Raw genomic sequence first — 26197 nt, forward strand, 5'->3', positions numbered from 1 at the left:
GGCGGGTGCTCGGAGTCAGGATGCCGCGCATGGGCGGTCGGTGTGTGCGCCGTGGGGCAGGTCCTCGCGCTCGCCTTCCGTATAGGGGCGATCGGCACTTCGGCAGAGCGTGCGCCACCATGCCTCGGGGTCGGCGGAGAGGGTCTCCAACTGGCCTCCGGTGAGGAAGCGGATGGCGGTGCCGGTCCCGGTGGCCGCGAAGGGATCGGCGCCGCGCCGTGTGGACTGGCCTTCGGCCAACACCTGGCCGGACGGCACCTCGTACAGCCGGAAGCCGGCGGTCTCGTCCAGCGTGACCAGCCTGTCGGTGCCGAGGAAGGCGAGCAGGGACACGCCGTAGCGGAAGGACACGGTGCGGCCCACCGAGCGGCCGGCCGTCACGTCCCAGAACCGCATCTTGTCGTCGCTGTGGGCGACGGCCGCCAGGCTTCCGTCGGTGCTGAAGATCATGGTCGGTGGCGCGAGCGAGCCGTCCAGCCCGGACACGCCCGCCTTGGTCCAGCGCGTCACACGGGTGCGCTTGCCGAGGTCCCACAGCATGGGCTCCCCCTCCACATGACCGGATCGGGTGACGATCAGGGCCTGGGCGGCGTGACCGGGGCGTGGGACGAGCTGGCCGTGCGCGTAACTGTACGGTGTCCGCGAGTCCGGCTCGGCCGCCACGCGCAGTGGGTCCGCGAGACGCGTCCCGGATCGCGGGTCGAGGCGGACGACCTCGTTGGAGGACAGCAGAACGGCCAGGTCACCATTGCCCAGTTGGGCCACCGACTCGATGCGGGAGTCCGCGCCGAGCCCTGGGACCAGGGCAGGGAGATCGACGTCGAGGCGGCGCGCCAAGTCGTCGGCCGCGTACAGGGACAGACCGAGGCCTTCCGCATCCCATGCGGCCACCGCGTGCCGCTCCTCCGTGCGCACCCAGGTCAGCTGCCACTTGCCGGTTTCCTTGGGTTTGCCCGGCAGCGGCGCCGTGCGGGCGGGGTCTCCCGGACGGCTCAGATACACCAGGCCATGGTCGCGGGTGGCGAACTGACTGCCGTCCGGAGCCAGCGCCACGCGTTGATCGAAGTCGGAGCCGGGCAAGGCCGGGGCGCTGCCCTCGGTCAGCCGCAGGCGCAGCAGGCTGTCGCCGACCGCCACCACCACGCGGGGCCTCCCGGAACCGCCGTCCCGCGCCCATATGGCGATCTTCACGTCCTCCTGCGACTTCGTGTCGGTAGGTGCCACCGCCGTCCAGATGTCGTCGTTCGGCAGGCCGCTCGCGGTGAGGGCGGCGTAGTCCGGACCGCTGCCGTCGCCGGCCCCGGGCTGGCGGAAGCTCACGCTATAGAGCTGGGAGGCGTCGGAGTGGAAAAAGCCCTGCGGATAGCCGTGGTCCAGTTTTACGCCGTCCAGGGTGAGCAGACTGGTGCCGTCGTTGTCTTCGCCGACCTCCACCAGTGTTCCGCGTGCCGTCAACGAGGCGGGGTGCTTGTGGTCCGTGACGAGTCTTCGCCGTACCTTCCCATCGGACAGGCGGAAGACCGCGACCGATGAGACGTTGGTATCGGGCGGCGATCGGTAATACCAGGAGATCGCCACATGCTCGCCGTTGTCCGCGAATGCGGCGCCGTCCGCGTCCCGACCTTCGACCAGCCGTCCCGCCCCTGGGATCTCCTCGCCGGAGGAGACCTCCCAGACGTTCAGCGCGGTCAACTGGGTGGCGGTCTCGCCGCGCCCCTCGCTGTACGAGTACAGGCGCAGAAGGCGCGAGCCGTCATCGGAGAAGTCCAGTGGCGTCGAGAAGGGATGGACGGGCTCGGGCCGGGCCCCCACAAGCTGCCGAGGCCGAGCATTTCCTCCGGCCCCCACCTGCCACACCCGCACCGACCGGTCCTCCCCGGCAACCGCGTACCAGCGCCCGTCGTCGCTGAACGCGTCCGTGAACTTTCCCTGGGGGAGCCCGTCGAGGCGGAGGACGCGCGGATGCGCGGAGGTGGCTTCCGTGATGATGCGCACCTCCAGGCTGCCGGCGTCGTCGGGCGCGGTAGTCACCGCCACCACGTCCTTGCCCGGAGCGGACGTCATTGCCTGCACGCTCCCCTCCCACAGCCCGGAATGCACCTGCTCCACATCCCGCATCCGCAGGTACTGCCGGAAGAGCACTGACCGTGCCTTGTCAGTCGGGGAGGTGGCCCACGCGCCCATGGCCGCCTGCACCGACAGCCCAAGATCGGTGCTCGACCGTTGCTCCGCCAGGTCCGCGAGTTGGTCCGCCGCCACCGTGCGCAGCCGTTTCTCCGCCACCTCCCGACTACGGGACGCGTCCCAAGCCAGCCACCCCGCCAGCAGCGTCAGTACGGTGACCGTCGCGGCGAACGCCCGCAGCACGTACGCACCCCTGCGCGCATGTCGGCGACCCGCCGCCAGGTAGCCCCGCTGTACGTCCGTGATGTCCCGCGCCCGTTCCGCCCGCCAGCGTTCCGCCGCCGCCAGCAGCTTCTCGGGGGCGAAGGCGATGGGGCGGCGGCCGGAGGCGTCCCACGCGCGCGCGTGCTCCTCCACCTCCGCCTGCCAGGCGCGGAACTCCTCACCCTCCCGCAGACATGTGCGCAGCCACTCCCACTCGCGCAGCAGCGCCTCGTGCGCCATGCGCAACGCTTCCCCCGGCGCTTCCCCCGGCGCTCCGCCCGGCTGTGGACGGGTCCAGATGAGCAGCTTCTCCCGCGTCATCCGATGCGCCAACCGCAGCTGATCGGGCTCCAGTTCCGCGGCGGGCACCGTGTCCGGCAGGAAGCGGCCGAGCCCGTGAGGCCGGGCCAGCCGCTGGAACAGGCGGCGTGCCGCCTCCTCGTCGGCGAGCCCCTCCTTGATCGCCTCGTTGAGCGTGTCCTCCGCGTGCCGGGCCACCGCGCCGGACAGTCCGCCCAGGTCCCGGTAGGCGGCGTGGGTGAGGAGCCCTCCGGTGCGCCGTCGCCACAGTTCGGCGAGCGTGAACTCCAGCAGCGGCAGGGCGTTGGCCTCCCCGTGCGTGTCCTGGGCCTCGCGGGCGTCCCGCAGCAGCAGCTCCGTGAGTCCCGGTTCCAGCCCGGCAGCGGGAACGGAGCGCAGCGGTTCGGAGATGACCCGGGCCAGGGCGTCGTCGGTGAGCGGGTCGAGGCGCACCAGGGCCAGGGTCAGCTGCGTGGCCGGAAGCGCGGTGGCGAGAGCGTCCAGCGTGGCGTTCCTGGCGGACAGGACGGCACGCAAGCCCCGGCCCGGTATGAGGTCGGCGACCCCGGTGAGTTCGCGCAGCCACGTCACCACCCGGCGGGCCGCGCGCGGCGCGGCGGCGGCGTACTCCTCGAACTGGTCGATCACCAGGACGCACAGCCGGTCCCCGGCCGCCGCCCGCAGCCGCTCCCGCAGTCGCGCCAGGGCCAGCCCGTCACCCGACAGGGCCTCTCGTACGGCCGTGCTGCGGGCTGCGCCGTCCGCGCCGTCCGCGCCGTCCGCGCCGTCCGCGCCGTCCGCGCCGTCCGCGCCGTCCGCGCCGTCCGCGCCGTCCGCGCCGTCCGCGCCGTCCGCGCCGTCCGCGCCGTCCGCGCCGTCCGCCACGTCCCACAGCGCGAGCAGCGCCTCGCCCAGTAACTCGGCCGGGTCGTCCGCCTCACGCGGGGTACGCACCACCACGACCGCGTCCGCCGCCCGCAGCCGGGGCAGCAGACCGGCGCGCAGCACCGACGACTTGCCCGTGCCCGACTGCCCGGTCAGCAGGACCAGAGGGCGCTCGCGCACCGCTTCGGCGAGGGACTGAGCGTCCTGCTCGCGGCCGTGGAAGAGGTGCGCGTCCTCCTCCTCGAAGCGCAGCAGGCCCTTGAACGGCCCGGTGCCGTCGGGCGTTTCCGGTTCGCCGGGCGCCAGCCGACGGGCGGGGATCAGATACGCCGTCCCCGCGAGGGAGCGCCCGCCTCGCGTCGCGATCATGCCGACGACCGTGCGGGCCTCGACGTCCCACACCGGACTGCCGCTGAAGCCCGGCAGGATCGGCACGCTTCCGCTGCCCGTGTCGAGCTGGATGCGGCCCGCCCCCTGCCCGCCGCGCAGTGTGCCGTGGGCGTTGACGCCCGAGCTGGTGTCCTCGGGGAAGCCGTACACGCGGGCCTCGCGGCCCCACAGCGGCTGGGCGGGAGAGGCGAGTGCGAGCGGCGCGGTGCCGGGCACCGCGTGGGCCAGCCGCAGCACGGCGACGTCGTCCTCGGGTCGCCATTCGGCGACGGTGGCGGCCACAGGCGTCGAGCGACCGTCCGCGAGCAACGGGAAGTCCACGAGGACGGGTTCGTCCGGGGCGGCCGACTGCGTCTTCGCGGTCTCCAGATCATCGACCAGCACGTGCGCGCAGGTGCACACCAGGTCACCGGTGATCAGGAAACCGGCGCCCAGCGGGACGCCGTCGTCGTCGAGGAGCCGTGCGAGACCCCACTCGAACACCGCGTCCGCCGTGGGCGTGGGCCGCCGCGCGTCAGCCGTCGTCACCGCTCGGCTCCGCGTCCGGTGACGGCCGGTCGTCCGTGTCCGGTGACGGCCGGTCGTTCGCGTCCGGTGACGGCCGGTCGTTCGCGTCCGGTGACGGCCGGTCGTCCGTGTCCGGTGACGGCCGGTCGTCCGCATCCGCGAGGTCCGCGCCGCCCGGCCGCCGCTCCCACTCCAGCAGCACCTTGAAGTGCGCCTCGGAGGAGGCCCGGGCCAGGACGACGCCCGCGTCCGCGCTCAGCTTCACCCCGAACTCCAGTGCCACCCGGTCGGGCGCCTCGGGCATCGCGCGCAGCGAGTTCAGCACGTCCTGCGCCGCGGGGCGGACCCGGTCCACGGCCTGGCGCAGCGAGTCCGCGACGGCCGCCGTACCGCCCTCGCGCCGCCTGCGGACGGGTTCGTACGCGCCCCCGTCGTACGGCGCTGGCGGCCCGTCGACCTCGACGCGCAGAACCGTGCCGTCGCTTGCCTTGAACTCGGTTATGTCCGCCATCGCTTCCGCGGCCCCCGTCGCTTTCATCCGGTGCGGTGGTACTACGTCCGATCCTGGGTCGAGCCCGAGAAATGTACGCAGCATCGACTACGGACTTCAATGGACGGGTGACAGCGCGGAGTTGGCATTCTCGCGCGACGCACGCACATCAGACGTGCGCGACGAGCCTGTCAGACCGGCAACCGCCGGAACACCCCCCGCGGCAGATGCCGCAGCCCCGCCATCACCACCCGCAGCGCCCCCGGCACCCACACCGTCTCCGAGCGACGCCTGAGCCCCAGCTCGATCGCCGTCGCGACCGCCTCCGGCGTCGTCGCGAGCGGCGCCTCAGGAAGGCCGGCCGTCATCTTCGACCGTACGAACCCGGGGCGTACGACCATCACGTGCGCGCCCGTGCCGTGCAGGGCGTCGCCCAGGCCCTGGGTGAAGGTGTCGAGGCCGGCCTTGCTGGAGCCGTAGATGAAGTTGGAGCGGCGGGCCCGTTCGCCGGCGACCGAGGAGAGGACGACCAGGGAGCCGTGGCCCTGGGTCTGCAGCGCGCGGGCGCTGACCAGGCCCGCCGAGACGGCGCCCGTGTAGTTGGTCCGCGCGACGCGCACCGCGGCCGCCGGGTCGCGCTCGTCGTGGGCCTGGTCGCCGAGGACGCCGAAGGCGAGCAGGACCATGTCGACGTCGCCGTCGGCGAAGACCTTGCCGAGCGTCGTCTCGTGGGAGTCGGGGTCGAGCGCGTCGAAGCGGACGGTGCGCACGTCGGCGCCCAGGGCGCGCAGGTGCGAGGCGGCCGTCTCCAGGGCGGGGGACGGGCGTCCGGCCAGCCACACCGTGCGGGTGCGGCGGGCGATCAGGCGGCGGGCGGTGGCCAGCGCGATCTCGGACGTGCCGCCGAGGATGAGCAGGGACTGGGGGATGCCGAAGGCGTCCTTCACGACAGCAACTCCTAAAGGTTGAGGCGGCGGGCCAGGTCGGACACGAACACCGCGCGCGGGTCCAACTCCGCGCGCAGCGCGCGGAAGTCGTCGAGGCGTGGGTACATGGCGGCCAGCAGGTCGGGGCGGAGGCGGGAGTCCTTGGCGAGGTACACGCGGCCGCCGGCCGTGGCGACCTCCTCGTCGAGTTCGTCGAGGAAGGCGCCGAGGCCGGGCAGGTTCGCCGGGATGTCCAGGGCCAGCGTCCAGCCGGGCACCGGGAAGGAGAGCCAGCCCGGGTCGGCGTCCCCGAAGCGCTTGAGGACGGCGAGGAAGGACGGGCAGCGGCGCCGTGAGATGCGGTGCACGATGCGGCGTACGGCGTCCTCCTGGCCGTATCCGACGACGAACTGGTACTGCACGAAGCCGCCGCGGCCGTAGATCCGGTTCCAGTGGGGCACGCCGTCCAGGGGGTGGAAGAACGTGGAGAGCTTCTGGAGCTCGCCGGTACGCGCGCGTGGGGCCTTGCGGTACCAGAGCTCGTTGAACAGACCCACGCTCGTCCGGCTCAGCAGGCCCTCCGGGAGGAACGCGGGGGCGGCCGGGAAGCGGGAGGTGCGGAAGGCCAGCGGGTCCCTACGCGCGCGCGTGCCCTTCGGCAGCGCCTCCAGGGGCGCGTGGTCGCCCCGGGTCAGCACGGCGCGGCCCGTCGTCGCGCCGCGCGCCAGCAGGTCGATCCAGGCGACCGAGTAGCGGTAGCGGTGGTCGGTGGCCGTAAGACGCGCCATCAGGTCGTCCAGGTCCCGCGCGCGCTCGGTGTCGACCGACATCAGCGCGGTCTCGACCGGCTGGAGCTGGACGGTCGCGGTGAGGATCACACCGGTCAGGCCCATGCCGCCCGCGGTCGCGTCGAACAGGGGCGTGTCACGGCCGACGGTGCGGATCTCGCCGTCGGCGGTGAGGAGTTCCAGTGACAGGACGTGGCGGGAGAAGGAGCCCGACACGTGGTGGTTCTTGCCGTGGATGTCCGCGCCGATCGCCCCGCCGACGGTGACGTAGCGGGTGCCGGGCGTCACCGGCACGAACCAGCCGAGCGGCAGCAGCACTTGCATCAGCCGGTGCAGGGAGACCCCCGCGTCGCACAGCACGGTCCCGCCGGTGGCGTCGATCGCGTGGACGCGGTCGAGCCCCGTCATGTCGAGTACGGACCCGCCGGCGTTCTGTGCCGCGTCCCCGTACGCCCGCCCCAGGCCCCGCGGGATGCTCCCGCGGGCCCCGCACTCCCGGACGGCGGCCGCGGCCTCCTCGTACGTCCGTGGACGGATCAGACGGGCGGCGGTGGGAGCGGTGCGGCCCCAGCCGGTGACGGAGACGGTGTCGGCAGGCATGTCGGTGACCGTATCGCCGGTATGAGAGCGATTAGTTTGGAAACATCCGCGACATCCACCTCCTCCCCGAAATGGGTGATTAATGGGATGTCGCTCAATATTGCCGGAGTTCAGGCGGTTTCGGCGTGAACAGTGAGTCCACATGGACGACTTCCCCGACCCCTACGACCTCGACCTCCACGCCCTCGACGGCATGGACCACCGCATCCTTTCCGCGCTCCGGTCCTACGGTGGCGACCCCCGCGTCGCGAGCGCCGCGCGCGCCCTGTCCTGGGCGGGCGAACACGGCGCGCTGTGGCTCGCGGCGGGGCTCACGGGAGCCGCCGTGGACGGTGCGCGACGCGGCGCCTGGCTGCGCGGCACGGCGCTCACCGCGGGCGCGCATCTCGTCAGCATGGGCGTGAAAAGGGTGGTGCGCCGTCCGCGCCCGGCCCATGTCGAGCCCCTGGTGCGCACCGCCGGCCGGCACTCCTTCCCGAGCTCGCACGCGACCTCCGCCGCGGCCGCCGCCGTCGCCTACGGGGCGCTCGGCGCGCGCGTGATCCCGCCGCTCGCCGCCGCGATGTGCCTCTCGCGCCTGGTCGTCGGCGTCCACTACCCCTCGGACGTGGCGGCGGGCGCGGCCCTGGGGGCGCTCACGGCGCGCATCGGCTCGCGCTGGATGAGTGGAGGCGTCCATGACTGAGACAGCGCCCTTCACCAGCACCGCGGACACCCGGGAGGCCGCGCTCCACGGGCAGCGCACGCCCCCGCGACACACCCCGCCACCCCGAAAAAGCACCCTCGGCACCCTCCGCACGCTGCGTACCCTCTTGGCAGGCCTCCTCAGGACCGCCCGCCCCAAACAGTGGGTCAAGAACATCCTGGTCATCGCCGCCCCGGCCGCCGCAGGCCAGCTCTTCACCCGGCACGCGCTCACCCAACTCGCGCTCGTCTTCGTCCTCTTCACCGCCTGTGCCGCCGCCGTCTACCTGATCAATGACGCCCGCGACGCCGACGCCGACCGCGCCCACCCCACCAAGCGCCACCGCCCGGTCGCCGCCGGACAGGTCCCCGTCCCCGTCGCGTACGCCGTCGGAGCCGCCCTCGGCCTCCTCGCGCCCACCGTCGCGGCCTGGTTGGTCTCCCCGGCCGTCTCCGCGCTGCTGACGGCGTACCTGGGCATGCAACTGGCGTACTGCCTCATCCTCAAGCACGTCCTGGTCGTCGACCTCGTCATCGTCACGACCGGGTTCCTGATGCGGGCGATGATCGGCGGACTCGCCCTCGGCATCCCCCTCTCGCGCTGGTTCCTGATCACGACCGGGTTCGGCGCGCTGTTCATGGTGTCGGCCAAGCGCTACTCCGAAGCGGTCCAGATGGCCGGAAAGGCGGGCGCCACGCGCGCGTTGCTCACCGAGTACACCCCCGGCTACCTGCGCTTCGTGTGGCAGCTCGCGGCCGGTGTCGCCGTCCTCGGCTACTGCCTGTGGGCCCTGGAGGAAGGCGGCGTGCCGCACACCAGCGTGCTGCCCTGGCGGCAGCTGTCCGTCGTCGCCTTCATCCTCGCGATCCTCAGGTACGCCGTCTTCGCCGACCGCGGCACGGCCGGCGAACCCGAGGACGTCGTCCTGCGCGACCGCGCGCTCGCCCTGATCGGCGTGGTGTGGCTCGCCATGTACGGCCTGGCGGTGGCCAATTGGTGAGCCCACGCGCGTGGCCGAGCCGGCGGGAACCGCCCCGCACACGCACGCGGGCAAGCCGCCACGCCGCGCCCAACACACGCGCCGGGTCGGGCGCCGGGGAACCGTCCAGCACTCGCGCGTGGTCGGACACCAGCGAACGGTCCAGTACACGCGCGGGGCCGGACACCGGCGAACCGTCCAGTACGCGCGTGGGGTCGGGCGTCAGCGAACGGTCGAGCACGCGCGTGGGGTCGGGCGTCAGTGAACGGTCCAGTACGCGCGTGGGGTCGGGCGTCAGCGAACGGTCGAGTACACGCGCGGGGTCGGGCGCCGGGGAACCGTCCAGCACTCGCGCGTGGTCGGGCACCAGCGCCCCACCCCGCACACGCGCCGACTCGCGCACCAGCGCCCCACCCCGCACACACGCCGGGTCGGGCGCCGGCGCCCGCGCAGCGCGTCGCCCGCGCGCGTGGGCAGCCGCGAGCCGCCGGGAACTCCTCGGCTTCGCCACCGCAGGCCTCCTCGCCTACGCCGCCGACCTCGCCCTCTTCACCTACCTGCGCGGCCCGGCCGCCCTCGACCCCCTCACCGCCAAGGCGCTCTCCTTCGTCGCCGGCTGCTCGGTGGCGTACGCCGGCAACGCGCTCGGCACCTACCGGCACACCCGCCCGAAGGGCCTGCGCCCCTACGCCGTCTTCTTCGCGGTGAACCTCGCGGGGGCCGCCGTACAACTCCTGTGTCTCGTCATCAGCCACTACGGCCTCGGCCTCACCTCCCAGCGCGCGGACACCGTCTCCGGAGCCGGAATCGGCATGGCATTGGCGACTGTCCTGCGGTTTTGGGGCACTCGTACATTTGTCTTCCGCACGGAGGGCAGAGTCGGATCATGGACTGGCTGAAAAAGCTCCCCGTCGTCGGGCCACTGGTCGCCCGTCTGATGGTCACGCACGCGTGGCGGTCGTACGAGCGCCTGGACCGGGTGAAGTGGACACGGCTGGCCGCCGCGATGACGTTCACCAGCTTCGTGGCGCTCTTCCCGCTGCTCACCGTGGCCGCCGCGATCGCCGCCGCCACGCTGAGCACGGAGCAGCAGAACACGCTGGAGGACAAGATCACCGAGCAGGTGCCCGGCATCTCCGACCAGCTGAACATCGACGGCCTGGTGCAGAACGCCGGCACCGTCGGCCTCATCGCGGGCGCCGTCCTGCTGTTCACCGGCATCGGCTGGGCCGGCTCCATGCGCGAGTGCCTGCGCGCGGTGTGGGAGCTGCCCGAAGAGGAGGAGAACCCGGTCCTGCGCAAGGCCAAGGACACCGGGATCCTGCTCGGGCTCGGCGGCGCCGTGCTGGTCACGCTCGCCGCGTCCGCCGTCGCCTCCGCGATGGTCGGCTGGATCACCCGGCAGATGGGCCTCGACGAGGGCGGCTGGAGCGGGGTCCTGCTGCAGATCGCCGCGTTCGCCGTCGCCGTACTCGCCGACTTCCTGCTCCTGCTCTACGTCCTGGCACCGCTGCCCGGCGTCGAGCCTACCCGCCATCGCCTGACCGTGGCCGCGCTGACCGGCGCGATCGGCTTCGAGCTGCTGAAACTGTTGCTCAGCGGCTATATGCAAGAGGTCGCCGGGAAGAGCATGTACGGCGCGTTCGGCGTTCCCGTCGCCCTGCTGCTGTGGATCAACTTCACCGCGAAACTGGTGCTGTTCTGCGCCGCGTGGACGGCGACGCAGAGCAAGGAGGTCGAACTCACGGGCGAGGACGAACTCACGGACGAGGACGGCGACGCACCAGATCCGGCAGCGGCCAGCGGCGGTTGACCAGGAACGCGGCGCCCGCGAGCACCACCAGCAGCCCGCCGGTGATGGCCAGCGCGATGCCCATGCCGCCGGAGCGGCCGTCGGCCGTGGCGCTCGCCACCGGCTTCGACGCGCCGCCGGACGAGGCCCTGCTCCCGCCGGATTCCGCGCCCCCGGCCTCCCCGGAGGCGTTCGCCCCCGGCTGGGCGCTCGGCTGCGCGGCGCTCTTCGGCGGCACCAGCTCGCCCACCGGCTGCACCTTGCCGGCCGCCTTGAAGCCCCAGTCGAAGAGCCGGGCGGTCTCCTTGTAGACCTCGTTGCTCTCGTCCTTCTCCGGGTTCATGACCGTGACCAGCAGCACCTTGCCGTTCCGTTCGGCGACACCGGTGAAGGTGGCGCCGGCGTTGGTGGTGTTGCCGTTCTTGACGCCCGCGATGCCCTGGTAGACGGGCACGTCGGAGGCGCCGCTCAGCAGCCGGTTGGTGTTCCGGATCTCGAAGGACTCGCGGGTGGTCTTGCCTTTCTTGTTCTTCGTCGTCTTGCCCGGGAACTTCGCCCTGACCGTCGAGCAGTACTCCCGGAAGTCCTTCTTCTGCAGTCCGGAGCGGGCGATCAGCGTCAGGTCGTAGGCGGAGGAGACCTGGCCGGGGGCGTCGTAGCCGTCCGGGCTGACCGCGTGCGTGTCCAGGGCCTGGAGCTCCTCGGCGTGCGCGTTCATCTCCTTGACGGTGTTGTCGACGCCGTCGTTCATCCGCGACAGCACGCGCACGGCGTCGTTGCCGGAATGCAGGAAGACGCCGAGCCACAGGTCGTGGACGGTGTACGTCTCGCCCTCCTTTATCCCGACCATGCTGGAGCCGGAGCCGATGCCCGCCAGGTCGGTGGGGAGGACCTTGTGCTTCTCGGTCTTCGGGAACTTCGGCAGCACGGTGTCCGCGAACAGCATCTTCAGGGTGCTCGCCGGGGGCAGCCGCCAGTGCGCGTTGTGCGCGGCCAGCACGTCCCCGGACTCGGCGTCGGCGACGATCCACGAGCGCGCGCTCAGGTCCTTGGGCAGCACCGGGACCCCGCTCGCCAGGTTGACCTGCGTCCCGGCCTGGCCGAGGCGTGTGCCGCCCACGGCCGACATGTTCGCCGGGGGAGTGGCCGACGGGCTCTTCGAGGGACTCGGTGAGGGCTTGGGAGCCGCATGGGAGACGGGCGCGGTCAGCGCGAGGGACGACAGGACGGCGGCGGAGGTGACCAGCAGGGATCGCCTGGCGGTCTTCTTGGGTGCGGACACGGTCAGGAACGTACCTTCCACACGGCGTGATGTCCCGCCCGGCTCCTCCCCCCGGCCACGGATCCGGACACGCTCCGGTGATACTGAACGTATGAAGCTCAGCCGCCCCGTCTCCTGGTTCCTGCTCGCTTTCGGGGTGTGGAGCTGGGTCATCTGGATCACCTTCCATGGGAAACTAACCATTACCGATCTGATCAACTGAAAGCGCAGGTCAGACCCTATGCAGGAAGATGCCGGTATGGCTCCCATGGTTTCAGCGGACTTGCCCGCCCACCGGATGGACACAGTGCGTGTGGCTATCTACGCCCGACAGTCGAAGGCACGTCCCGACACGTCAGAAGCGTCCCCGGAGGCGCAAGTTGCCGCCTGTGAGGCGGTGGCTGCCAGCCGCTCGGCCAGCGGCGGGGCACGGTGGGAAACCGTCCACACCTTCAAGGATGTTGGCCGCTCCGGATGGGATCCCAAGGCTGTTCGTCCCGGATTCGAAGACCTCATGACCGCCGTACGCGCGGGTGAAGTCGACGTGGTCATTGTCAATGAGCTTTCTCGTCTCACCCGCAAGGGTGCGCATGATGCCCTTGAAATCGACCAGGAATTCAAGAAGTACGGGGTTCGGTTCGTCTCTGCGTTAGAGCCGTTCCTGGACACCAGCACTCCGATCGGCGTCGCAATCTTCGCTCTGATTGCGGCACTGGCCAAGCAAGACAGCGACATCAAGGCCGAACGGCTCAAGGGTGCGAAGGAAGAAATTAAAGCTGTCGGTGGACGGCATTCCAGCTCCGCGCCGTATGGCATGCGGGCAGTCCGAGAGAAGATCGGCAATCTGGTTGTGTCGGTGCTTGAGCCCGACGAGGACAACCCGGATCACGTCGAGATCGTAGAGCGCATGATTCAGATGAGCTATGACGGCGTCTCCGACAACAAAATTGCCACCACACTTGAGAAGGAAAGCGTACCGGCCCCGGGTAACGCAGAGCGCCGAGCGACGGAAAAGCGGCTGGCGTCGATCAAGAAGCGCAGGGTGAGCGGAGACGACGACCGCATCATGTGGCGGGCTCAGACTGTCCGCTGGATTCTCAACCATCCGGCCATTGGCGGATTCGCCAGTGAGCGCGTGAAGCGGGGCAAGGCTTACGTCAACGTCATTGCCCGGGACGAAACTGGCGCACCGCTTACGACCCATCGGGGGATCATCCCCGGGGCCAAGTGGTTGGAGCTCCAAGAGCGTCGGAAGAAGCGCAATAAGGCCAACCGGCAGCCTGGCGGCACGGCAGACGCCAAGCTGTTGAGCGGGTGGCGCTTCATGACGTGCGGCCTCTGCGTAGGCTCGATGGGGCAGAGCAAGAACAACGGCGGACAGGACTATTACATGTGCGCCAATCCCAAGGGACACGGCGGACTTTCCATCAAGCGTGAGTACGTCGACGACTACGTTGCCCGGCGAGTGTGGGCGCGACTCGTGAACGCTGACATGAACAATGAGGAAGACCGCGAGTGGGTGGCGGCCGCTGCACTCCGATTCGCGCAGCAAACCGACTTGGCAGGCGTCCAAGAAGAACGGCGCGAGACTGCGGCACACCTTGAGCATGTGCGTCAGTCCATTGTGGAGCTCCAGGCAGACCGAAAGGCGGGGCTGTACCGAGGCCGTGATGAGTTGACCACTTGGCGTGCGACCATGCTTCAGTACCGAGAGTACGAGGATGAATGCGTTGCTCGTCTCGCGGAATTGGACGAACGGACGGCTAGCACGGTTCATATTCCGGCTGAGTGGTTCACGCCGGGGGAGGATCCGCTGGGGCCAGAATCACCGTGGGCCTCGTGGGACGTGTACGAGCGGCGTTCGTTTCTTGAGCTGTTCCTCACTGGCGTGGCTGTTGGTCCGGGCCGAGACCCGGAAACCCGGAAGTACATCGCGATTGAGGATCGCGTGACGTTGGACTGGCGGCCACTTCCGAATGATCAGGACAGCGAAGAGGACGAAGAAGCATTGGTTGCGCTCTAGGCGGTCGTCTCTTAGCTGCCGCCGACCGCAAGAGCGCCGGTTGGTCCCCACAGGCAATGAACCCGCCTAGCGAAGAACTAGGCGGGTTCTGCTGCGGCTAGTGTCGTGTGAATGAAGTCCTTGGACGATGAACTGGGGTGCGGTTGAATGGCGTATGCCTGTCGCCCTGCCGTTGGCCGTGTCCGATGCGGACCGTAAGGTTCTGCGTTCGTGGGTCCGCTCGCCGTCGTCCCCGTCGGGGCTGGTGACGCGGGCCCGGATCGTGCTCCTTGCCTCGGAAGGCACTTCGAACACCGAGATCGCGCGGCGGCTTGAGCTCTCCCGGCAGACGGTGGTGACCTGGCGCGGCCGGTACCGCTCGGCCGGCCTGTCCGGGCTGGAGGACCGGCCTCGCTCGGGCCGGCCCGGCACCGTGGACGAGGCCGAAGTGGTGGTGCGGACCCTGGAGGGCCCGCCGGAAAAACTTGGCGTGACCCACTGGTCCTCCCGGCTGCTCGCCGCCGAACTGCGCCTGTCCAACGTCGCGGTGGCCAAGGTGTGGCGCAAGTGGAAGATCCAGCCCTGGCGGAGCGAGACGTTCAAGTTCTCCACCGACCCGGAACTGGAGGCCAAGGTCCGCGACGTGGTCGGGCTGTACCTGGCCCCGCCGGAGAAGGCGGTGGTGGTCTGCGTCGATGAGAAGTCGCAGATCCAGGCGCTGGACCGGACCGCCCCGATGCTGCCGGTCCGGCCGGGCCTGGCGGAGCGGCGCACCCACGACTACGTCCGCCACGGCACCACCACCTTGTTCGCCGCCCTGGACGTCGCCACCGGGAAGATCACCGCCGACGCCTGCTACGACCGGCACCGCAACGACGAGTTCCTGCGCTTCCTCAAGCAGGTCGCCAAGGCCCACCCGAGGGTGAAGCTGCACGTGGTCGCCGACAACTACGCCACCCACAAGCACCCCCGCGTGAAGGCGTGGCTGGCGAAGAACCCGCGGATCACCCTGCACTTCACCCCGACCTCCTGCTCGTGGCTGAACCTGGTGGAAATCTTCTTCGGCATCATCACGCGCCAGGCCATACGCCGCGGCACCTTCACCTCGGTCGCCGACCTCACCGACGCCATCCGCCGCTACATCGACGCCTACAACGACCGCTGCCAGCCGTTCACCTGGACCAAGACCGCTGACGAAATCCTCGAACACGCCACACCCAAACGTCCAAGAACTTCATTCACACGACACTAGCTCCTCAGCTCAGCCCGTAGGAGGTAGCAGACCTCGGCGGGCGTCGGCCGGTCGTCCGGGTCGTGGCTCAGAGGGCAGCCATTTACAGCTTCCGGACCATGACGGCGTACATCGGGGAGTCGTCGGAGGGCTTTGCCTCGCCCGCCTTGATGTAGTTCCAGCGTTCGTAGAGGGCCTGCACTTTCGGGTGCTCAGTGTCCACCAGGAGCGTGACCATGTCGGCCGAAACTGATTTGAGCAGCGCGTCATGGATCTGCTGCGCCCGTCCAGTGCCGCGCCACTTTGGAATCACCATGAGTTCGGACAAAGCGAACGCGGAGCCTTTGAGGTCGGAGGGGCGTCGGTGTCCCTTCCACCAGCCACCCGGCTTGAACATCGAGCCGTACGCATAGCCAACTGGGCCACCGTCCTCCCAGCCTGAAACGCATTGCCAGTCTTCCCGTGAGGACCAGAGATCAACGAAGTAGGAGAAGCGCTCGCGCGAGTGGAACGGGTCGGGATCGTCGGCGTATGCCTCGTCGTGGATGTCCAGCAGCAGAGAGCGTACGTCCCGCGCGTCGGCGTGCGTGTAGCGCTTCAGATCCATTGGGCAGACTCCTCAATCCACTCTGCTACCTCGGGGGTCTTCGACCCTGAGGCTACGAGCACCTTGCGCGCGGCAGCCAGAGTGTTGGTCGTGCGCCGTGATCCGGATGAGGAGGGCAGCATCATGTACGCCTGCCGGCTCGTCGCGCAGGCAAGTTCAAGCTCTTCTTGCTTGGCCTGAGCGAGGGCCAAGTGTGCGGTATACAGGGCTCGATTACGGACCATTCCGTCTGGGATGGCCGCAAGGGTGCGATGCAGGCAGTACTCAGCCCTTCCGTGATCTCCGAGTGCCGTCCATATGAACGAGGACAGAGCATCAACTTCGCTGCTGTCGTAGAACCTGATCCACTCGGGGCGCTGTTGGTCGGTGGTGCGCGCAAACGCCCGCTCGGCGTCCTTGAGGGCGCGCAGAGCATCAGACTGCCGCCGGAGGCGCGCTAGTCCGTTAGCGTTGCGCATGTGCCCGAGAGAGGCGTACAGCGGGTCTCGTCGTGCGATTGACGAGCGCTTCATGACCTCTGCTCCTGCGACGGATTCAGCGTGGTTTTCCCGCTGACTGGACGTCAGGGTCATGTAGTTCCAGACGTGATACATCGCTTCACTGTCCCGAGACAGACCAGCGAAGGTCAGCGCCTTGTCGAGATGCGCGCGTGCCCGCTGCGGTGCGCTGGCGTCGATTGAGGCGAAGGCGGCCGAGCTGATGACCTCTGCGGCAAGCCGATGGAGCATGTCTTGTACGCGAGTTGAGGCCGTGGACAGTGCCAGGGCGGACTGGATTCGTGAAGCCAGCTCCACCGCAAGGTTCTCCACCTTCTTCGAGCCCCGTCCCGCATCGTCATGCCGAAGGATGGCTACGTAGTCCTGATGGAAGCGCCGGACATCGTTGATGCCGAGTCGTCCATGGTCGCTGGTGCCTGAGGTCCCAACGGCCAAGACTGAGCCGCTCGCTGCGGAGAGGAACTTACGACGATTGTGCACGGGATCTTCCTCCGGTGGTGCACTGCTCTTCTTGCGGGGCACGAACCCTAGATCCTCGGCACGGGCGGACAGAACCCGTTCTAGACAGAGTCGGATGCGATCCTGCGGCCACTTTGTCTGGCCGCGTAGCCACCGGCGTACATCCGCATCTGTGACGTTACCCGGCTTTCCCGTCAGAAGCTCAATCTCTGTGTTGATCTCACGTGCCAACTCAGCCTGACGTAACCCGAGTTGTTCCATGCGATCTGCGAGCTTCTGGTTCACCTGTGGCATGTCTCCACGGTAGCTATGAGCGACCCCGGGGGCACGGGTGAAGGTAAAAATCACCGGGGGCATGCGATGGCGTTCCCTCGATTTCACCTGTCCCGGACGTCGCAGCGGCCGTTGACTGTGCATCAGCCGCCGGGCAACTCCCCTCGCTCGGCTGCATGGAGGAGAGCCCGGCCCTGCTTCCCCCGTCGGGGCCGGGCGTACCCCACGCCGGAGGGACTACCCCGTGATCATGACAGCCGCCCCCCACGCGATTGGCGAGCCCGGCTACACGTCAGATATGCCGTGCGAGCCGTCGTCGGTTCGTCGCGCTCGACAGCTCGTCTCCAGTGCGCTCTGCGCTTGGGGCATGGACGACGACTTGGCCGCAACTGGAGAGCTGATCGTGTCGGAGCTGATGACTAACACGATCGACCACACCCGCTGCCGCGAGGCGCAAGTCGTGGTCCAGCGCCGACTGGAGAACCTGGTGCGCATTGGGGTTGCCGACAGAGACGGCAATCTTCCGGAGATGGACGACAAGCCCGGGGACGACGCTGATTGCGGCCGCGGCCTACTTCTGGTCGATCAGTTGAGCTACAGGTGGGGGTACGACCTTCTTCGCCACGGCAAGGTTGTTTGGGCTGAGTGCGCCATGGAAGCGCCTTGATGTATCCCCGGCTGAGTCGGGAGGAATTCGGAGAGTATTCCTGGGCTGAATGACTTACCTGGAGTCGAAAGACAAAGGGGACCGTAGCATGTCAGGAAAGCGGTGGCCGGGTCCAGGTATCAGGGACGGTGTGCCGCGAGGCCCGCGCGATACGGCGAAAGCTGGATTGCCTGAACCCCAATCTCCAGTCGATTAAAATACGGATCCGCCGGAATGATACCCGAAACCGGCGCTGCCTCCTGCGTCGGTGACTTCTGCCAGCCGACGCAACTCCGGGAGCCAGGACGATTCCCAGCGAGGGAATTCAAGGAGATGAGTGGGGCGCCTAAGTCGCGCTAGACACGTACATCAAGACGAACCATGGGATCACCTAAAGGGCGCGAGCCCCATGGTGACGGAGTGTCCGTAGTAGTCGCAGGGGTAACGGCCTGCCGTGGGGTCCGGGAGAGCCGGAATCAGGGCGAAGGGACACAGGTGACATGGGATCCACAAGACCGGAAGGTATGCGTAATGCAGACTGCCGAAGCGGTACTTGAAATCCTCCGTGAACGCGGCAGGCGGAACCTGCCGTGCAACGAGCTCTATCGACAGATGTTCAACCCGCAGTTGTATCTCCTGGCCCACGGCCGCATCTACTCCAACCAGGGAGCGATGACACCCGGGGCCACGGGCGAAACCGCAGACGGCATGTCCCTGGAAAAGATCGGAAGCATCATCGATGCGTTACGCCACGAGCGGTTCCGCTTCAAACCGGTCAAGCGGGTCCTCATCCCGAAAAGGAACGGTAAGACGAGGCCGCTGGGCCTGCCGCCATGGACGGACAAGCTGGTGGGCGAGGTGATGCGCCTCCTCCTGGAGGCATACTTCGAGCCCCGGTTCTCCGACCACTCACACGGTTTCCGTCCCCGACGGGGCTGCCACACCGCACTGAGCGAGGTGGCACGCACCTGGACCGGGACAACATGGTTCATCGAGGGAGACATCGCCAAGTGCTTCGACTCACTAGACCATCAAGTGATGCTCGAAACCCTGGGCGAAAAGATCCACGACAACCGGTTCCTGCGGCTCGTGCACAACATGCTCAAAGCCGGATACCTGGAAGACTGGACCTGGAACGCGACGCTCAGCGGCACGCCGCAAGGCGGGGTTTTATCCCCGGTCCTGTCCAACATCTATCTGCACAAACTGGACGTCTTTGTCGAGACAGTTCTCATGCCGGAATACACCCGTGGGAAACTCAGGGCGAGAAACCCTGAATACCGCCGGGTCGAAGCGGCTGTCCAGCGAGCACGCTGGCGCGAAGACCGCGCCGAAGTGCGCGCCCTGCGCAAGCGGCTGCACACCCTCCCGAGCCAGGACATGTCCGACCCGGGATACCGCCGCCTGCGCTACGTGCGATACGCCGACGACACCCTCATCGGGTTCACCGGACCCAAGGCCGAAGCCGAAGAAATCAAACAGCGACTGGCCCAGTTCCTGCGAGACGACCTCAAGCTGGAACTTTCCCAGGAAAAGACGCTGATCACCCACGCCAGAACCGGCGCGGCACGATTCCTCGGATATGAGATCACCGTCCGCAGGGACGACCGCAGATCGGAACGGAAAAGAGGCCGCCGGCGACAGCGCCGGTCGACCAACGGAACCGTTGCGCTGCACGTCCCCAAGGACGTGATCAAGGCCAAATGTGCCCCATACCTGGAACGCGGAAAACCCGCGCGACAGCCCTCGATGCTTCACTACGACGACTACACGCTCGTCAACATCTACGGCGCCAGGTACCGCGGAATCGTTAACTACTACCTGCTGGCCGGTGACGTCTTCCGACTGAACCGGTTGCACTGGGTCATGCAGTCCTCGCTGCTGTGCTCCCTGGCGAACAAGCACCGCTCGACCATGTCGAAGATGGCCCGCAAGTACAAGGTCACCATCGACACCCCGGCCGGGCCACGCAAGTGCCTCCAGGCAGCCACCACCCGCGCCCCGAGCAGGAAACCGCTGGTCGCACAGTTCGGTGGCATTCCACTCCAACGGCACAAGGCCGCGGTCCTGACCGACCGCGATCCTGCCCAACGCCAGCCTCGGCGAAGCGAGTTGACAAGGCGGCTGCTGGCCGGACTCTGCGAACTGTGCGGACAGACCGCACAGATCCAGGTCCACCAGATCCGCCGACTCGCCGACCTCGACCGGCTCGGACAGACGCAGCCCGACTGGGCCGTCCTCATGGCCAGGAAACGGCGCAAGACCCTCATGGTCTGCCCGCCCTGTCACGAAGGCATCCACGACGGCCGCAAAGCCGCAGTTCACGGCAGTCACTGGAGAGCCCGTTGCGGTTAACGCCGCACGACGGGTTCGGGAGGAGGCCGCTGGGAAAAGGAACAGCTCCGCTGTCACCTCGCCCGGCGGCCCACCTCACACTGCTGGTGCCGTCGTAATGCTGATCCCTCGCGTCTTGCTTCGGCTCGTACCGGCTGAGGAGCTGGAGGACGACCCCCGGCCGGATGCGTGCGTAGAAGTCACCTGTGGTCCAGCGAGTCAATCCAGTGATTCGAACACCCTTGAGTGTCCTCAACCCTTGCGCATAACGCCAGCAGATCTCTTACGTCTGCACTTGGAGACGGATCTCCTTCTCAAACAAATGCGGGCTGAGATGAGCGAGGCGGAAACGGCTTGGGTCGAACGACTTGGACGCTGGTATGCGGAAGGGCGTCAGGCCGTCGAGGCCGGAAATTCCGACGTTGACCTTCTGCGTCGAGTCCTCGCAGGACTCAGAAACGCCGTATAGAGAGGAACCGCAGGTGCCCGTCCGCTCTCCCACAGTTCCGTACGTCGTCCATTGGGACAGCGAGTTGTCCGGTCCGCTGGATGACCTTGTAGTGGACTTGGGCTCTAAACCGCCGAGACTCGCCTATCGGAATGAACGACCGATGGACCGGGACGGGGCGGGAGTCCTTTGGGGGCGAGTAGGCAACTCGCCAAGGGTCGGTGAGCCGTTGTTCGGCGAAATGCACTCCGGCCGACAGTACGAGTGCATGTATGCATTGAAGTGTCAGGTATGCGGCGGTGCCGCCAGCAAGAACGAGGACGGCTACCTATTCATCATCTTCCCAGAGCCCGCAGATCCTTCCTCCTGGCCAGAGCGGGCCCTGACTACTCAGCCACCCTTGTGCCTGGAACACGCTCAGCTCTCCATGAGGCGGTGCCCGCACAGGGGCGAATTCTTGGTCGTCCGCGCGAAAGTACCAAAGCTGTGGGGCGTTCAGTCCGTGCTGTACCGATACACCGGCGATGACTGGGAGTTCGAAACAGAGGTCCCTCCCCTGAAATACGGGGACGTGAGGTTAAACGCCGCGCTTGCCTCGCACCTGATCCGAGAGCTACGCAACGTCAAGGAAGTGGAGCTGTGATGCCCTGGCAATCCGCACGGACGGACGGGACTCCGCCCGGACACCCCGTAACGGCCGCTGCGCTCATCACTGACTCACTTGGTCGGCTGCTCATCGTGCACCCCAAGGGTGAGGGCAAGCTGTGGCACCTCCCGGGTGGCGGCGTCGAACAGGGTGAATCCCCTCTCGATGCCGTTCGCCGCGAGGTGCGCGAAGAACTCGGTCTCGACCTAGCCATAGATGAAAAACACTTCTTCGCCGTCGAATGGCTGCAAGCCACTCGCCACAACCGCCGTGACCGACTCGCATTCCTGTTCACCGGTCCGCGCCTTACCTACGAGGACGGCGCTTGCATCACGTTGCAGCGCGAAGAACTCGACGAGTGGCGATGGGCGACCCCCGCCGAAATGAGGTCGCTGCTGCATCCCGCCCTCGTCGCCCGGATCGGCGGCGAACTGTGGATGTACGGCAGACCCGTCTACCGTGAAACCCGACACGAAGGGACGTTATGAACGACTTTCCGGCCCGTAAGCTGCGCATCGGTACGCGTAGCTCCCCCATGGCCCTTGCTCAGGTCGACCACGTATCGGAACTGCTCCGCAAGATCATCCCTGACCTCGACATCGAGGTTGTGCCGGTGACGACCGAGGCCGACAAGTGGCAAGGCGACCTTGCTCAGTTGGGTGGGAAGGGCCTGTACGTCAAAGAGATCGACACGCTGTTGCAGCACGCACAGGTGGACATGGCCGTCCACTGCATGAAGGACGTGCCTGGCGATCAGCCCATGCCCAAGGGTTTGATCTTCGCCGCCTACCTGCCCCGGGATGATGTCCGCGATGTGCTGCTCTTCCCGGAAGGGTCCGTCCTCCAGAGCCTCGACGACCTTCCGCCGGGTTCGATCGTCGCCAGCTCGGCTGTCCGTCGCAAGGCACATGTCCTTCGCGTGCGCCCGGATCTCAACGTCGTACGCGTTCGCGGCGCGGTCGGCTCTCGCATCGAAAAGCTCGACGGCAAACGCAAGGTAGATACGAGACTCGACGCGATGATCCTCGCCCGCGCCGGCCTCGAACGCTTGGGCATCGCCGACCGGGCCCGGCAGGTCTTCAGCGTTGACGAAATGCTGCCTGCGGTCGGTGCCGGTGTCCTCGGCCTCGAATGCCGCAAGGACGATGACGCGGTGGCCTACTTGCTCCAGCAGCTCAATCACGAGCGGACGATGACTGAGGTCACGGCCGAGCGGGTCATGTTGCACGGTCTTCGTGGGCACTGCAACAGCCCGATTGCCGGGCACTGCGTCACAGAGCCTGACGGACAACTCAGCCTGCGCGGGATGGTGTTCTCTCGGGACGGATCGAAATTCGCTCATGCCCACTTCTGGGGTGAGGGTATGAACGACCCCGCAGTACTTGGCTCTCGGGTCTGCGCTGAGCTGCTGCGGCAGGATGCCCGAGGCATCATCGACGGCATTCCCCACTGATCTCGATCTCTGAGGCCGCCTGGCCGCCCATGTTGCGGCCTGATCCGCCAGGTTGAGAGCTCCGCCGTGTCCCTCCTGGGAGGCGGCGGGGCTCTCTGTACGTGCGGGAGCTGACTCATTCGGATAAGTGGTTGACCTCTCGGGTTTCAGTGGTGGACGCTTGCCACTCATCCGGATGAGTGGCTGGCTGCATCGTGTGCGGAATCAGACCGCTCATGCTGTTTCGATCGAGGAGAGTTGATCATGGGACGTAAGGCTTTGCGCACGCTGGCTGTGTCGGGCGCGCTGGTTGCGGGTGTCGGTCTGGTGGGTGTGTCGGTGGCGTCGGCGGTGATCCCGTCGGATCGGTCGGAGTCGACTCGCAGCGAGAGTGATGCGTCTGTGAACTACGCGGTGACGCGCACGGCGACCGTGGACGGGCTTCGGGTGCGCATGGGGCCCGGTACGGGTTCGGGGGTCCTCGGTCGGATATACGCGGGGGAGCCGGTGCAGGTGATCACCTCCGCTCGCGTGGCGGGTGGACAGCGGTGGGACCTGGTCATGTTGCAGAGCGATTCGGTGGGCGGCCTGCCTGCTGGCTACTTCGGTTGGGTCACTGAGGAGTACCTGGACTGACCTGCTGTTCAGGGGTGATCCAGCGGCGGCCCCCTCTCTGCCTCGGCGGAGAGGGGGCCTGCCTTATGGCCTGTGCCGTGGCATGTGCAAACAGAGTGGGTGTTGCAACATGCAGGGGCGGATGTTTATCGTCTTACTGACGAAATCAGTGCTGCCGGGGCGTGGGATGTGGAGGGATTGTCGAGATCCCGCAACCTGCACCGAGCGTGGCGACGTGTCCACACTGGGCAGGAAGTAGACTGTGTGTCCTGTTTTCGATCTGTACATGCGTTCGAGTGGGCGGGGATCGACGGTCGTACGTGCCCTATGCGGCTGTGGCTGGAGTGAGTTGCGCAATGACAGAGAGCATGTCGCCGTGCGGGGGATACGGCGGCCCTGATGAGGCGATGTTCGTCAGCGGAGTTGACTACGTGTCACCTTGGCGGGAAGCCAACGAAGTTGCCCAAGAGCTGATAGCGGCGGTGTAGGCCAGGGGCATTGATGCTCGGCTCGTTCGGGCAGTGCCGCATGCGGGACCACACGGCGAACCGGTGGTGTGGCTCCGTGTGGAGGATGCGCGGCTGATCGCTCGGGCGTTGGGTGGGGCGGCGAGACCAGCAGCCGAGTTGGCGGCGTGTCGGCAGGTGGCAGACGAGAGGGAAGGCAACGGGGATGGGGCGCGATGACTGGAGGACGGCGGCGGGTTCCCGTGTGTGGATCGAGGCGGACCGGCGCGGAGAGTTCATCTGGTGCGACGGGTGCCGACGGCGGATCCTGGTCACGGGTGCGGGGCCTGCGATGTTCGCCGCGCGGCGTCACGCGGAGACGTGCCGGAGGTAGGCGCAGGGGTGCCACGGCGGGCGGGGGCCGGCTGAGGGTGAGAAGTCGGTTCGATACCCCTCGACGGCGGAAAGTAGCTGGTCACGTGCGTGGTGACCTCACGCGCGCACGGATCTTGGCCACGACGAAACCTGCATTCGCGCGTGAGGTTGCCACGCCTGGGCGGGGTCCAGGGGCGCGCTGTAGCGTCCCTGGTACCACTGGCCGGTGGGTAGTCCTCTTCGAAAAAGGGACCGGAAGGTGCATGCGATGGGGCTGGTTTCTGGTGACGGGTTTGCTGTATTCGATCTGGTCGAGCAGATCATCCGGCAGGACCCGGAGGTGGCCGTACTTGTGGGGACGGACATGAATGTCGCAGGCTGGCGCTGTGTTCCGGATGTGATAGTCGTGGCCAAGGCGGACAAGGCCGGACTCGCTCTGCGGGCGTCAGTTCCAGCTTCCGTGGTGAGGGCGGTGATCGAACTCGATTCACCGTCCAGCCTGGAGGTCCATCTTAAGGCGTATGTCGCGGCCTACCCGCGTGTGGACATCCCTTTACTAATGATCATGAATTCCCGTACCGGGGAGATCGAAGTCCACACGAATATCATTCACGGCCGGTATACCGAGTCAACCCGTTACGCATATGGCGACACCGTGCAGTTCGGGCCGTGGGCGATTAGGACGGAGTGGCCTACATATCTGGTGAGGGCCAACCCCTATTTGGTGAAGGACGACGAGGGGCATACACGTCTGGTATGGGGTGATGGGGGGCCTATACGTATGGTATGGGGCGAGGCTCCGGGGAGGCCTACACATCCGGCGAGCGATGACGGTCCGGGGTGGCTGGTGTCAGTCTTTCGCCGTCTGTTTCGGCGGTAGCTGAAGGGGTGTTCGTCGCCGGTAACCGGCGTTGGTGTCCTGCGTGAAGCCAGCGTGAGCGGGTGGAGTTGGCGCCCGTGTGGGGGAGTGTGGGCCTCGCTGTCGTGACTCGCTTCCCGCTGGCCGACGGGACACATGGCAAAGCCCCCGGGACGAAATCCGCGGGGGCTCCTCTGCTTGGTCGGGGCGGTCTGGGGGTGTCGGGCGGCTGCCGACCGGACGGGACCGGCCGAAGGCCGCACGCCCGGCCGAGGCGGCAGGGCCGCCCGGCGCGGCCGTAGGCCGCGCCCTTGAGCAAGTAAAGAGAAGTTACTCCGATTCGGATCGGCGGCGGGTGGCGCGCTTGGCGGCTGCCTTCGTCGGCGTCACGGGATAGGTGAGCTGGCACGTGGCGGCGGGCGCCTTCAGCTCCTCGCACAGCAGCGGGCGGTCCTGGTCGGCGTCGGCGGTCACGCGGTAGGTGATCAGGAGGGGGCTGGCGTCGCTGAGTCCCAGTGCTGTCCGCTCGTCCGGGTAGGGGGTGCGGGCGGTGACGTGCTCGGTGAACGACAGGCTGAGACCGGCGTCGGCAAGCTGGCGGTAGAGATCGCTGATCTCGGCATCGGGCTGCTCGGCGAGTGTGGGCACGTCGGCTGCGGTGGCAAGCGGGATCAGAACACGGTGGGCCATCCGAACGCCGGTCTCCGGATCGTGGATGACGCGGTCAACGCTGATGGCGTCCTGGTCCTGCTGGTCCAACAGGAGTGCCGGGGGGCCGTCCAGCGCGGTCCTGGAGACGGCGGGCGGCTCGGCCTGCTTTGTCTCCGGCAGACGCCAACTGCCCTTGCTGGTGCGCTGGATGGAGCGGTCCACACGGGTGGCGGGCAGGACTCCTCCGGAGGCAAGGACAATGCTGCCCTTGCCCTGTTGGGACTCCACCAGTCCCATGCGGCGCAGCTCGGCGACGGCGGCCCGTGCGGTGTGCTTGCCCACGCCGTACATCTTCACCATTGCCGACTCGGACGGTAGGAGGTCACCGGGCTGGTAGCGGCCTCGCCTGATGTCGCTGGCCATGCGCTGAGCCACCTGCAAGTACATGGACGGGGCGCGTTCAATGTGCTCTGAGGCTGTCATGGCTGGTGTCCTTCTCGGGTCGGCGGTCGGCGCTGGTCGGGGGTTTCGGTGCTTCGGTCTGGGCTCGTTGTCAGTGGTGAGTGATATAAGCGCGCTGGCGCACTCATGAGGATAAGTGGTTGACCGTCTGACGTACACCCACACCCACTCATCCGGATAAGTGGTTGACCTGGCTTCCGGTGCTGAGTAAGGATGATCGCCC

At 67.7% G+C, this 26197-nt stretch carries 20 protein-coding genes and 1 pseudogene; 13 read left to right on the forward strand and 8 right to left on the reverse strand.

Annotated features, from left to right (window positions below; translation table 11 throughout):
• Window positions 1–15: 15 nt before the first annotated feature.
• From Q4V64_RS32210 to Q4V64_RS32225, 4 genes are all read right to left on the reverse strand, one after another.
• Entirely contained in the window at window positions 16–4491 is a 4476-nt protein-coding gene (locus Q4V64_RS32210) for a trypsin-like peptidase domain-containing protein (protein WP_303713266.1), read from the reverse strand.
• Window positions 4478–5008 (reverse strand): CU044_2847 family protein, encoded by a 531-nt coding sequence (locus tag Q4V64_RS32215; RefSeq protein ID WP_303713268.1) that lies wholly within the window; start codon window positions 5006–5008, stop codon window positions 4478–4480. Before Q4V64_RS32215 ends, Q4V64_RS32210 begins: the two co-directional genes overlap by 14 nt.
• 143 nt (window positions 5009–5151) lie before the next feature.
• Window positions 5152–5907 carry a decaprenylphospho-beta-D-erythro-pentofuranosid-2-ulose 2-reductase gene (locus tag Q4V64_RS32220; protein WP_124439732.1) on the reverse strand — a complete coding sequence of 252 codons (756 nt, stop codon included), beginning with the start codon at window positions 5905–5907 and terminating at the stop codon, window positions 5152–5154.
• Between the two features lie 11 nt (window positions 5908–5918).
• Window positions 5919–7274 (reverse strand): FAD-binding oxidoreductase, encoded by a 1356-nt coding sequence (locus Q4V64_RS32225; protein ID WP_124439731.1) that lies wholly within the window; start codon window positions 7272–7274, stop codon window positions 5919–5921.
• A gap of 142 nt (window positions 7275–7416) precedes the next feature.
• On the opposite strand from Q4V64_RS32225, the gene Q4V64_RS32230 reads away from it, so the two are divergent.
• The 4 genes and pseudogenes from Q4V64_RS32230 to Q4V64_RS32245 all read left to right on the forward strand — a co-directional run bounded on the left by Q4V64_RS32230 (window position 7417) and on the right by Q4V64_RS32245 (window position 10751).
• The gene (locus tag Q4V64_RS32230; protein ID WP_124439730.1) at window positions 7417–7959 is read left to right on the forward strand and encodes a phosphatase PAP2 family protein; all 543 of its coding nucleotides are present in this window, start codon (window positions 7417–7419) and stop codon (window positions 7957–7959) included.
• Window positions 7952–8959: a decaprenyl-phosphate phosphoribosyltransferase gene (locus Q4V64_RS32235; RefSeq protein ID WP_124439729.1), complete on the forward strand. Its 1008-nt coding sequence runs from the start codon at window positions 7952–7954 to the stop codon at window positions 8957–8959. Before Q4V64_RS32230 ends, Q4V64_RS32235 begins: the two co-directional genes overlap by 8 nt.
• A gap of 458 nt (window positions 8960–9417) precedes the next feature.
• Window positions 9418–9837: pseudogene (locus tag Q4V64_RS32240) on the forward strand (GtrA family protein); the annotation flags it as partial.
• A complete protein-coding gene (locus tag Q4V64_RS32245; RefSeq protein WP_124439728.1) occupies window positions 9825–10751 on the forward strand; it encodes a YihY/virulence factor BrkB family protein in 927 nt (308 codons plus the stop codon). The pseudogene Q4V64_RS32240 and the gene Q4V64_RS32245, both read left to right, overlap by 13 nt.
• Here the strand turns inward: Q4V64_RS32245 and Q4V64_RS32250 are convergent.
• Entirely contained in the window at window positions 10699–12012 is a 1314-nt protein-coding gene (locus Q4V64_RS32250; protein WP_303713277.1) for a hypothetical protein, read from the reverse strand. The genes Q4V64_RS32245 and Q4V64_RS32250 overlap by 53 nt on opposite strands.
• Window positions 12013–12304: 292 nt before the next feature.
• Here Q4V64_RS32250 and Q4V64_RS32255 point away from each other — a divergent pair, with 292 nt between their 5' ends.
• A complete protein-coding gene (locus Q4V64_RS32255; protein WP_253266916.1) occupies window positions 12305–14014 on the forward strand; it encodes a recombinase family protein in 1710 nt (569 codons plus the stop codon).
• Between the two features lie 154 nt (window positions 14015–14168).
• A complete protein-coding gene (locus tag Q4V64_RS32260) occupies window positions 14169–15245 on the forward strand; it encodes an IS630 family transposase (protein WP_303708621.1) in 1077 nt (358 codons plus the stop codon).
• An 82-nt stretch (window positions 15246–15327) separates the two neighbouring features.
• Here the strand turns inward: Q4V64_RS32260 and Q4V64_RS32265 are convergent, their stop codons facing one another.
• Both Q4V64_RS32265 and Q4V64_RS32270 read right to left on the reverse strand, forming a co-directional pair.
• Window positions 15328–15831, reverse strand: coding sequence for a GNAT family N-acetyltransferase (locus Q4V64_RS32265; RefSeq protein WP_124445742.1), 504 nt, complete (start codon window positions 15829–15831; stop codon window positions 15328–15330).
• A complete protein-coding gene (locus tag Q4V64_RS32270) occupies window positions 15822–17081 on the reverse strand; it encodes an XRE family transcriptional regulator (protein ID WP_253267550.1) in 1260 nt (419 codons plus the stop codon). The genes Q4V64_RS32265 and Q4V64_RS32270 overlap by 10 nt, the downstream gene beginning before the upstream one ends.
• A gap of 277 nt (window positions 17082–17358) precedes the next feature.
• Here Q4V64_RS32270 and Q4V64_RS32275 point away from each other — a divergent pair, with 277 nt between their 5' ends.
• The 7 genes from Q4V64_RS32275 (at window position 17359) to Q4V64_RS32305 (ending at window position 24882) form a co-directional block, all read left to right on the forward strand.
• Window positions 17359–17727: an ATP-binding protein gene (locus Q4V64_RS32275; RefSeq protein WP_303715742.1), complete on the forward strand. Its 369-nt coding sequence runs from the start codon at window positions 17359–17361 to the stop codon at window positions 17725–17727.
• A 510-nt stretch (window positions 17728–18237) separates the two neighbouring features.
• The gene (locus Q4V64_RS32280) at window positions 18238–20061 is read left to right on the forward strand and encodes a reverse transcriptase/maturase family protein (RefSeq protein ID WP_172629628.1); all 1824 of its coding nucleotides are present in this window, start codon (window positions 18238–18240) and stop codon (window positions 20059–20061) included.
• A gap of 695 nt (window positions 20062–20756) precedes the next feature.
• The gene (locus tag Q4V64_RS32285; protein ID WP_124445920.1) at window positions 20757–21131 is read left to right on the forward strand and encodes a hypothetical protein; all 375 of its coding nucleotides are present in this window, start codon (window positions 20757–20759) and stop codon (window positions 21129–21131) included.
• A complete protein-coding gene (locus Q4V64_RS32290) occupies window positions 21131–21622 on the forward strand; it encodes an NUDIX hydrolase (protein WP_124445919.1) in 492 nt (163 codons plus the stop codon). Before Q4V64_RS32285 ends, Q4V64_RS32290 begins: the two co-directional genes overlap by 1 nt.
• The gene (gene hemC / locus Q4V64_RS32295; RefSeq protein ID WP_124445918.1) at window positions 21619–22587 is read left to right on the forward strand and encodes a hydroxymethylbilane synthase; all 969 of its coding nucleotides are present in this window, start codon (window positions 21619–21621) and stop codon (window positions 22585–22587) included. The genes Q4V64_RS32290 and hemC overlap by 4 nt, the downstream gene beginning before the upstream one ends.
• Window positions 22588–22830: 243 nt before the next feature.
• Window positions 22831–23202: an SH3 domain-containing protein gene (locus tag Q4V64_RS32300; protein WP_124445917.1), complete on the forward strand. Its 372-nt coding sequence runs from the start codon at window positions 22831–22833 to the stop codon at window positions 23200–23202.
• 1068 nt (window positions 23203–24270) lie between these two features.
• Window positions 24271–24882: a Uma2 family endonuclease gene (locus Q4V64_RS32305; RefSeq protein WP_124445916.1), complete on the forward strand. Its 612-nt coding sequence runs from the start codon at window positions 24271–24273 to the stop codon at window positions 24880–24882.
• 309 nt (window positions 24883–25191) lie between these two features.
• Here Q4V64_RS32305 and Q4V64_RS32310 read toward each other — a convergent pair whose 3' ends face one another.
• Complete coding sequence (locus tag Q4V64_RS32310) at window positions 25192–25995, reverse strand: GntR family transcriptional regulator (RefSeq protein ID WP_124445915.1); 804 nt, start codon at window positions 25993–25995, stop codon at window positions 25192–25194.
• Window positions 25996–26197: the final 202 nt, after the last annotated feature.

Source organism: Streptomyces sp. NL15-2K (genome assembly GCF_030551255.1).
Classification (GTDB): domain Bacteria; phylum Actinomycetota; class Actinomycetes; order Streptomycetales; family Streptomycetaceae; genus Streptomyces.